At 66.7% G+C, this 10,907-nt stretch carries 1 protein-coding gene; it reads left to right on the top strand.

Annotated features, from left to right (window positions below):
* Positions 1-147: 147 nt before the first annotated feature.
* Positions 148-10,881 carry a type I polyketide synthase gene (locus tag ACJX2R_RS40860; protein ID WP_413104178.1) on the top strand — a complete coding sequence of 3,578 codons (10,734 nt, stop codon included), beginning with the start codon at positions 148-150 and terminating at the stop codon, positions 10,879-10,881.
* Positions 10,882-10,907: the final 26 nt, after the last annotated feature.

The raw sequence follows: 10,907 nt of genomic DNA on the forward strand, positions 1-10,907 counted from the left end.
CCACTCTGGTCTTCGACCATCCGACTCCAGCGGCCATCGCCAACGTTTTGCTCAAGCAGATCGACGGGGCTCCGCAGACCACCGCGCAGGGCATCATGGGCGAGATCGACAAATTGGAAGCGGCCCTTGCCGGCATTGACTGGGCCGATGCCGAGTCGGCCGTCGTTTCCACGCGCCTACGCGGACTCCTCACTAAGTGGGGCAGGAATTCCGGGACGGATACCGAAGACCTCGGAACTGCGTCGGCTGATGAGCTATTCAGCATTCTCGACGGCGAGCTGGAACGTTAAGGATCTCCGGGCTAAAGGAAGGCGGGATAGAACCATGTCGGTTGACGAGAAGACTCTCGATTATCTGCGGCGTGCTACGGCCGACCTTCGCGATGCCCGTGGGCGTCTGCGTGAGTTGGAAGACCGTGCACACGAACCGATTGCCATCGTCGGCATGGCCTGCCGGTATCCGGGGAATGCCGCGTCACCGGATGAGCTCTGGACTCTGCTGGCCAACGGCACAGACGCGCTCTCCGGCTTCCCCGCCGACCGTGGGTGGGGACTGGCGGATCTGTACGATCCGGATCCGGGTCGGCCTGGGAAGACCTATGCCGTGAGCGGCGGGTTCCTGCATGATGCGGCGGATTTCGATGCCGAGTTCTTCGGTATTTCTCCGCGTGAGGCGCTGGCGATGGATCCGCAGCAGCGGCTGCTGCTGGAGACGTCCTGGGAGGCTATAGAGGCTGCCGGGATCGACCCTTCCGAGCTGAGCGAATCACCAGTCGGGGTATTCATCGGAGCCAATGGTCAGGATTATCTTTCGCGGTTCCAGCACGACGCCGAAGATGGTGATGGGTACCTTCTGACGGGTAACACGGCCAGTGCCATGTCCGGCCGTCTTGCCTATGTGTTCGGCCTTGAGGGTCCTGCGGTGACGGTGGATACGGCGTGTTCGTCGTCGCTGGTGGCGTTGCATCAGGCGAGTGTGGCGCTACGCAGTGGTGAGTGCTCGATGGCTCTGGCTGGTGGGGCGACAGTGATGTCCACACCCATCGCATTCGTGGAGTTCTCCCGGCAGCGTGGTCTGGCGGCCGACGGCCGCTGCAAGGCGTTTGCCGAGGCGGCGGATGGCACCGGTTGGGGTGAGGGTGTCGGTGTGTTGTTGTTGGAGCGGTTGTCGGATGCTCGGGCTCGGGGGCATCGGGTGTTGGCGGTGGTGCGTGGCTCGGCGGTGAATCAGGATGGTGCGTCCAATGGGCTGACGGCGCCGAATGGTCCGTCGCAGGAGCGGGTGATCCGGCAGGCACTGGCCAACGCCCGGCTGTCGGCGGCGGACGTGGACGCCGTCGAGGGCCACGGCACCGGCACGAAACTTGGCGATCCCATCGAGGCACACGCGCTGCTGGCCACCTACGGGCAGGGTCGGGAAGACGGTCGGCCGTTGTGGCTGGGAGCGTTGAAGTCGAACATCGGTCACACGCAGGCTGCTGCTGGTGTGGGTGGTGTGATCAAGATGGTCATGGCCTTGAACCGGGAGATGTTGCCGCGCACGTTGCATGTGGATCAGCCGTCTTCGCATGTGGATTGGGGTGCGGGTGCGGTTGAGCTGCTGACTGAGGCTGTGGCTTGGCCGCGTGGGGTGCGGGTGCGGCGGGCCGGTGTGTCCTCCTTCGGCGTGTCTGGGACCAACGCCCACGTCGTCCTCGAGGAAGCGCCGGTGGATGAGGCCTCGAGTGTGGAGGTGGTTTCCGCTGGTGGTGGTGTGCCATCTGGGGTGGTGCCGTGGGTGGTGTCGGGGCGTAGTGCGGGGGCGTTGGGGGCTCAGGCGGGTCGGTTGCTGGAGTACGTGCGTGCTGCCGAGGCTGTTGGTGGTGGCGTGGATGTGGCAGGTGTGGGGTGTGCTCTGGTGAGTTCGCGTGCGGTGTTTGAGCACCGTGCTGTGGTTCTGGGCTCGGATGTGGAGGAGCTGACCGCTGGGCTCGCGGGGCTGGTGGAGGGCAAGTCCGTCGGTGGTGCCGGTGGTGGTGTGGTGGTGGGGCGTGTGCGGTCGGGTGGTCGTGTGGCGGTGTTGTTTTCCGGTCAGGGGAGTCAGCGGGCGGGGATGGGGCGGGAGTTGTATGAGGCCTTTCCGGTGTTCGCGGCGGCTTTCGATGAGGTGTGTGCGGGGTTTGATGGGTTGCTGGAGCGGCCGTTGAGGGAGGTGGTCTTTGCCGATGAGGCTGCTGCTCTTGAGGGTGGTGGGTTGTTGGATCGGACGGTGTTTACGCAGGCGGGGTTGTTTGCGTTGGAGGTGGCGCTGTTTCGGTTGATGGGGTCTTTTGGGGTGCGGGTGGATTTCTTGGTGGGGCATTCGATTGGTGAGGTGGTGGCGGCGTATGTGGCGGGGGTGTGGTCGTTGGAGGATGCCTGCACGCTGGTGGCCGCTCGTGGGCAGTTGATGCAGGATCTGCCTGGTGGTGGGTCGATGGTCTCGGTACAGGCTTCGGCACAGGAGATGGGGCAGGTTCTGGGGGACTTGCGGGCCGAGTCCGGCGGGCTTGTGGGTGTGGTGGAGGTTGCGGCGGTTAATGGGCCGGATCAGGTGGTGGTCTCCGGTGAGGAGGCTGCGGTGGCCCGGGTGGCTGAGCATTGGCGTGGTGTGGGTCGGAAGGTGAAGGGTTTGCGGGTGGGGCATGGGTTCCACTCGGCGTTGATGGAGCCGATGCTGGACTCCTTCCGGCAGGTGTTGGAAGGACTGTCCTTCGCTGCCCCTCGGCTGACGGTGATCTCCAATGTGACGGGTAGGCCCGCAGCGGCGGAGGAGATGTGTTCGCCGGAGTACTGGGTGCATCATGTCCGGCACGCGGTGTTGTTCGGCCCCGGTGTGGAGTGGCTGGCCGGGGACGGTCAGGTGACACGGTTCGTGGAACTGGGACCCGATGGCGTCCTGAGCGCCATGGCCCACAACTGCCTCGCCCACCACACCGATGCCGACAGCGAGGACGGCTCTGGTGCTGAGCCGGAGGTCATCGCCTCCCTGCGCCGGGATCAACCTGAGGTCAATGCCGTACTCGCCTGCCTGGCACGGCAGTTCACCACCGGCACCCCCATCGACTGGACCCCCGTACTCGGCGACCGCGACAGCGACGCCCCGCAGGCCCGCCCGGATCTGCCCACGTACGCCTTCCAACGTCAACGCTACTGGCCCGAGGCCCAGGCGAAGGTCGTCGAAGGCCCGACCGCGACGGCGTCGGCCAAAGAGTCGCGCTTCTGGTCTGCCGTGGATGAGCAGGACGCCGAGGCGGTGTCCGCCCTTCTGGGACTGGCAGGTGACGAACGTGAGCCCGGGTTCCATGAGGCTCTGCCCGTGCTGGCGGATTGGCATCGTAGGGAGAACCGGCGCTCCACGGTCAACGACTGGCGCTATCGGGTCGTATGGAAGCCGATCGTTGAGTCCGGAGCGAGTGGCGGTGCCGACCCGAAGCTCACGGGGACATGGCTTGCTGTTGTGCCTGCTGGATCCGACGCCATGACGACGTGGGTTCACGACGCCCTCACCGTATTGGCCCGGAGCGGGGCGTCCGTGGTGCCCCTCGAGGTCTCCGCCGGTGCTGGAGCCGACCGGGCGGCCCTGGCCGAGGACATTCGTGCCGCCGTCGACCGCCATGACGCCGAGGAAGGCACCGAGGGCGGTACGACCTCGGCGGTGGCCGGGGTGCTGTCCTTCCTCGCCTTGGAGGAAGGACCGGAACCCGTTTTCCAAGCGGCTCCAGCCGGCGCGGCGGCGACGCTGACCCTGGTCCACGCGCTGAGCGACCTCGCTATGGACCTGCCCCTTTGGCTGATGACCAGGGGCGCTGTCGCGGTCGGCCGTTCCGATGCGCTGCCCTCGCCAGTGCAGTCGATGGTGTGGGGACTCGGCCGGGTCATCGGACTGGAACACCCGCAGTGGTGGGGTGGTCTGATCGACCTCCCCGATGTCCTGGATGATCGAGCGGCCCGGCGATGGCTTGCCGCCCTCTCTCCCTCCGCCGGTGAGGACCAAGAGGACCAGGTCGCTATCCGGACGTCGGGAGCCTTCGTACGGCGCCTCGTGCGGGCCCGGGCCGGAGAGCCGAGCGCCGCGCTCGGCGGGGCGTGGCGGCCGCGCGGCACGGTGCTGATCACAGGTGGCACCGGCGCGTTGGGCGGGCATGTCGCTCGTTGGCTGGCCGAGGCGGGAGCGGCACACCTTCTCTTGGTCAGCAGGCGTGGACCCGCGGCTCCAGGAGCAGCCGAGTTGGTGGCCGAGCTGGAAGCCGCGGGAGCCTCCGTGACCGTGGCCGCATGCGATGTCGCCGACCGGGAAGCGGTACGTACTCTGCTGGCCGCTCTTCCCGACGAACGCCCGCTGTCCGCGATCGTGCACACCGCCGGATCAGGCGGCGACCTTCGACCGGTGGTCGAGACCGGCTTGGAGAGCTTCGCCGATGTGCTCGATGCGAAGGTGACGGGCGCGCGATGCCTCCATGAGCTGACTCGGGAGATGGAACTCGACGCCTTCGTGCTGTTCTCCTCGGCCGCCGCTACCTGGGGGAGTGGCGGGCAGGGCAGTTACGCGGCCGCCAACGCCTACCTCGATGCTCTGGCCGAACACCGCAGGGCTCTCGGACTGGCCGGGACCTCGATCGCATGGGGTGCATGGGCCGACGCCGGTATGGCTGTGGTCGACGCCGCCGAGGAGATGGTGCGCCGTCGCGGACTGCGATCGATGCCACCGGAACTGGCTGTCGTGGCGTTGCAGCAGGCATGGGACGCGGATGAGGCATCGGTGACCGTGGCCGATGTGGACTGGGAGCGCTTTGTCCCGGGATTCACCGCCGCGCGCACTCGCCCGCTGCTGATGGATCTGCCGGAGGCGGCGCGGGCGCTGGAAGAGACTCGTCCGTCGGCGCGGCAGAATACGTCTGCCTGGCTGACGCAGCTCACCGAGGCTTCTGCTGAGGAACGGGAGCGGTTGCTGGTCGAGCTGGTTCGCACACACATCGCGGCCGTTTTGAACTATGGCGACGCCGGAGACATCGCCACGAACCGCGCTCTGAAGGACCTTGGATTCGATTCCCTGACGGCGGTCGAGCTGCGTAACCGGCTCAATGCCGTTACCGGGTTGGCCCTGCCCACCACAGTGGTTTTCGACCATCCCACCCCTGCTGCTCTTGTCGCCCATCTTCGGGTGCAACTCTTCGGAGGAGACGAGGGTGAAACCGCGGGCAGGCGGCGCCTGGCCACGACTCCAGGAGGTCAGGCGGAGGACGACGCAGGCACTGACCCCGTCGTCATCGTGGGGGCAGCGTGCCGGTACCCGGGTGGTGTGGGTTCGCCCGAGCAGTTGTGGGATCTGGTAGCCGGTGGGGTGGACGCGATCTCAGGGTTCCCCTCCGACCGTGGCTGGGACCTTGAGAACCTCTACGACCCGGATCCGGATCGGTCCGGCAAGACCTACGCGATGAACGGCGGATTCCTCGACGACGCGGCGGGCTTCGATGCGGAGTTCTTCGGTATTTCTCCGCGTGAGGCGCTGGCGATGGATCCGCAGCAGCGGCTGCTGCTGGAGACCTCTTGGGAGGCCATAGAAACCGCTGGGATCAACCCTTCCGAACTGACGGGAACGCCCGTCGGCGTGTTCATCGGAGCCAATAACCAGGACTACCTGGCTCGCTTCTCGACCGTGCCGAGCGGCGCTGACGGATATGTGATGACAGGCAATACGGCCAGTGTGATGTCCGGGCGGGTGGCGTATGTGTTTGGGCTTGAGGGTCCTGCGGTGACGGTGGATACGGCGTGTTCGTCGTCGTTGGTGGCGTTGCATCAGGCCAGCGTGGCGTTGCGTGGTGGTGAGTGTTCGATGGCGTTGGCCGGTGGTGTGGCGGTGATGTCGACTCCGGGGACGTTTGTGGAGTTCTCCCGGCAGCGTGGTCTGGCGGTGGATGGCCGGTGCAAGGCGTATGGCGAGGCGGCGGATGGTACGGGTTGGGGTGAGGGTGTGGGTGTGTTGTTGTTGGAGCGGTTGTCGGATGCTCGGGCGCGGGGGCATCGGGTGTTGGCGGTGGTGCGTGGTTCTGCGGTGAATCAGGATGGTGCGTCGAATGGGTTGACGGCGCCGAATGGTCCGTCGCAGGAGCGGGTGATTCGGCAGGCACTGGCGAATGCGCGGTTGTCGGCGGCGGATGTGGATGCTGTCGAGGGGCATGGGACGGGGACGACGCTCGGTGACCCGATTGAGGCTCAGGCGCTGTTGGCCACGTATGGGCAGGAGCGTGGTGCGGGTGGCCGGCCGTTGTGGTTGGGGTCGTTGAAGTCGAATATCGGTCATACGCAGGCTGCTGCTGGTGTGGGTGGTGTGATCAAGATGGTCATGGCTCTGAACCGGGAGATGCTGCCGCGCACGTTGCATGTGGATCAGCCGTCTTCGCATGTGGACTGGGATACGGGCGCTGTGGAACTGCTGGCTGAGCGTGTGGCTTGGCCGCGTGGGGAGCGGGTGCGGCGGGCTGGTGTGTCTTCCTTTGGCGTCTCGGGGACCAATGCCCACGTTCTCCTTGAGGAAGCGCCGGTGGATGAGGCCATGAGTGGGGAGGTGGTTTCCGCTGGTGGTGGTGTGCCGTCTGGGGTGGTGCCGTGGGTGGTGTCGGGGCGTAGTGCGGGGGCGTTGGGGGCTCAGGCGGGTCGGTTGCTGGAGTACGCGCGTGCTGCCGAGGCTGATGGTGGTGGTGGCGTGGATGCGGTGGGCGTGGGGCGTGCTCTGGTGAGTTCGCGTGCGGTGTTTGAGCACCGTGCTGTGGTTCTGGGTTCGGATGTGGACGAGCTTGAGGCTGGGCTTAAGGGCCTGGTGGAGGGCGAGGCCACCGGTGGTGGTGTGGTGGTGGGGCGTGTGCGGTCGGGTGGGCGTGTGGCGGTGTTGTTTTCCGGTCAGGGGAGTCAGCGGGCGGGGATGGGGCGGGAGTTGTATGAGGCCTTTCCTGTGTTCGCGGCGGCGTTCGATGAGGTGTGTGCACGGTTCGACGTGCTGCTGGAGCGGCCGTTGAAGGGGGTGGTCTTTGCCGAGGTTGCTGCTTGTGGTGGTGAGGGTGGTGGGTTGTTGGATCGGACGGTGTTTACGCAGGCGGGGTTGTTTGCGTTGGAGGTGGCGCTGTTTCGGTTGATGGAGTCCTTTGGGGTGCGGGCGGATTTCCTGGCGGGGCATTCGATTGGTGAGGTGGTGGCGGCGTATGTGGCGGGGGTGTGGTCGTTGGAGGATGCCTGCACGCTGGTGGCCGCTCGTGGGCAGTTGATGCAGGATCTGCCTGGTGGTGGGGCGATGGTCTCGGTCCAGGCCTCGGCACAGGAGATGGGGCAGGTTCTGGAGGGCTTGCGGGCCGAGTCTGGGTTCAGCGGTGTGGTGGAGGTTGCGGCGGTTAATGGGCCGGATCAGGTGGTGGTCTCCGGTGAGGAGGCTGCGGTGGCCCGGGTGGCTGAGCATTGGCGTGGTGTGGGTCGGAAGGTGAAGGGTCTGCGGGTGGGGCATGGGTTCCACTCGGCGTTGATGGAGCCGATGCTGGACTCCTTCCGGCAGGTGTTGGAGGGGCTGTCGTTTGCTCCGCCGCGGGTGACGTTGGTCTCGAATGTGACGGGTCGACCGGCTGGGGCGGAGGAGGTGTGTTCGCCGGAGTATTGGGTGCGTCATGTCCGGCAGGCGGTGCTGTTCGGCCCCGGTGTGGAGTGGCTGGCCGAGGACGGTCAGGTGACACGGTTCGTGGAACTGGGACCCGATGGCGTTCTGAGCGCCATGGCCCACAACTGCCTCGCCCACCACAACGATCCTGGTTCCGGCAATGAGCCGGAGGTCATCGCCTCCCTGCGCCGGGACCAGCTCGAGGTGAACGCCGTGCTGACCTGTCTGGCACGGCAGTTCGTCACGGGCGCGTCTATCGACTGGGCCCCCGCGCTCGGCGAGTGCAACGCCCCGGGTGCTCACCTGGACCTGCCCACCTACCCCTTCCAACGGCAGCGCTACTGGCTCGAGGCCCCGCACCACACGGTCGACGCGACCGACCTCGGCCTGGAAACCGTCGAACACCCACTGCTCGGAGCCGCTCTGGAGTCGCCCGCCGGCGACGGGGCCTTCCTCACTGGACGCCTGTCGCTGGAGACGCATCCATGGCTGGCTGATCACCGAGTGCTGGGAACGGTACTGGTGCCGGGAGCGGCACTGGTCGAGTTGGCTCTGAGCGCCGCGGCTCATGTGGGCTGTGAAGCGGTGGACGAATTCACGCTTCAGGATCCGCTGATCCTTACGGAGCGGGGCGGCGTCCACCTTCAAGTTGTGGTCGGCGAGGCAGAAGAGGACGGGCGTCGCAGCGTACAGGTGCGGTCTCGTCCAGATGTGGTCGACGGGGTGTGGAGCTCTCATGCGAGCGGGTTGCTGGTGGCGGGGGAGTCTGCTGCTGGTGGTGGGGTGGTGTTGGAGCAGTGGCCGCCGGTGGGTGCTGAGGTGGTGATGTCGGATCCGGAGGGGTTTTATGCCGGGTTCGTTGAGCGTGGGTTTGGTTATGGACCGGCGTTTCGGGGGTTGGAGGCGGTGTGGCGGCGTGGTGAGGAGGTGTTCGCCCAGGTTCGTCTTCCGCAGGAGTGTGTGGGTGAGGTGGAGCGGTTCGGGGTGCATCCGGCGTTGCTGGACGCCGTTTTGCATGCGGTGGCGTTGACAGGCTTCGAGCAGCAGCCGGATGTGGAGTTGGGGTCGGGTTCGGTGCGTGTTCCGTTTGCGTGGTCGGGGGTGCGGTTGCATGCCTCGGGTGCGTCGGTGGTGCGGGTGCGGTTGACCCGGGCGGGGTCGGATGCGGTGGCATTGGAGGTGGCGGACGCTGCGGGCCAGCCGGTGGTGTCCATCGAGTCCCTGGCTCTGCGGCCGATCTCGGCTGAGCAGTTGCAGGCCGCCCAGACCAGCCGTTACGACTCCCTCTTCCAGCTGGACTGGCAACCTCTGGATTCTCCCCGTACATCGGCTGCTGGGAGTTCGTGGGCGCTCGTAGGGCCGGATGCCGGGCTGGGCGAGGCCGTGGGTCGTGCGGGCGGGTCGTGTGCCCGGTACGAGGACGTGTCCGCGTTGATGACCGCGCTCGATGAGGGCGAGGCCATACCCGGGACCGTAGTGCTGTCCTGCCCGACGAGCGGTGGCGAGGACGTGGTTGCGGGGGTGAGGGAGTCGCTCTCCGCTGTGCTGTCCTCGGCGCAGCGGTGGCTGGATGAGGAGCGGTTGGTTGCTTCTCGTCTGGTGGTGGCCACCTGTGGTGCGGTCGCACCTGGGATGGGCGAGGGCGTTGCGGGCCTGACGCAGGCTCCGGTGTGGGGTCTGCTGCGGTCGGTGCAGACCGAGAATCCCGGCCGGTTCCTCCTGCTGGACCACGACCCCGACCGCGGCAACGAGATCAGCCCTGTTGCGGCGGACGCGGTGGTGCGGGCGCTCGTCGCTGGTGAGGAGTCCCAGCTGGCGGTGCGGGGCGAGATCGTCCTGGTTCCACGCTTGACTCGCGTGATCAAGCCCGTGACGGCCTCCGAGGCGTCTGCGCCGTTGGTCTCGGGTGGGACGGTGTTGGTGACGGGGGCGTCGGGTGTGCTGGCGGGGCTGCTCTCTCGGCATCTGGTGGTTGAGCGCGGGGTGGAGCATCTGCTGCTGGCCAGCCGCAGGGGTGCGGACGCCCCGGGGACGGCGGAGCTGGTGGCCGAGCTGGAGGCGGCCGGGGCGTCGGTCACCGTGGCCGCGTGTGATGTGGCCGACCGGGAAGCGGTACGTGAGCTGCTGGCTGGTGTTCCGGCGGATGCGCCGCTCAGGGGCGTGGTGCATACGGCGGGGGTCGTCGACGACGGCGTCGTGGAGGGGCTGACCGAGGAACGTGTCCAGCGGGTGCTGGCGCCGAAGGTGGATGCGGCCTGGTATCTGCATGAGCTGACTCAGGGCATGGGTCTGGAGGCGTTCGTGTTGTACTCCTCCGTCGCGGCCACCCTCGGTGCCGGTGGGCAGGGGAGTTACGCGGCGGCCAACGCCTTCCTCGACGCCCTGGCCCAGCACCGCCACGCCCACGGCCTGCCCGCCCTCTCTCTCGCCTGGGGCCTGTGGGCACAGGCCAGCGGGATGACCCAAAACCTCAGCGCCGCTGATGCGGCCCGTGCACATCGCTCGGGAATCGTTCCGATGGCTACTGAAGATGCCTTGGCGCTGTTGGATCGGTCGATGCAGGTTGGTCGCGCTGCGGTGATGCCGGTGCGGATGGACCTGAAGGCGTTGGGGGATCGGCCGGTGCCGGTACCGCCGGTGCTGCGTCAGTTGGTGCGCAGGCCGGCCCGGAAGGCAGCGGCCGGGCACGGTGGTGGCTCGGGCACCGAGTGGCGCGAGCGGATCGCCATGGCCGTTCCCGAAGAGCGGGAGCAACTGCTGCTCGACCTGGTCCGTACCCACCTTGCCACCGTGTTGGGACGAACCGACCCACACGGCATCGATGCAGAGGGCGGGCTCCTCGAAATGGGCTTGGATTCCCTCACCGCGGTGGAACTACGTAATCACCTCGGTACGGCAACAGGTCTTCGGCTGCCTACTACCGTGGTCTTCGATCACCCGACTCCCATAGCTCTCGCGAAGTATCTGGTCTCACGCCTGGGCGACAGTGTCTCGAAAACGGAACGGAACAGCGCACACGGCGTGCTGGCGGAAATCGAGAAGCTCCACGCGACCCTCGGCAACGTTTCTCTCGCCGACGAGGAGCATTCCATGGCGGCTGGTCGATTGACGGATGTTTTGACTCAGTTCAAGAAGCGCGGCACGGGTGACGTCGCCGACGCCGAGAGCATCGAAGCAGCGACTGATGAGGAGCTGTTCGAACTCCTCGACGGCGACCTGTAACACAACACGTATAGCTCCTCTGGACC

The sequence above is a fragment of the Streptomyces sp. Inha503 genome, assembly GCF_047215865.1.
Taxonomy (GTDB): Bacteria; Actinomycetota; Actinomycetes; order Streptomycetales; family Streptomycetaceae; genus Streptomyces; species Streptomyces lycopersici.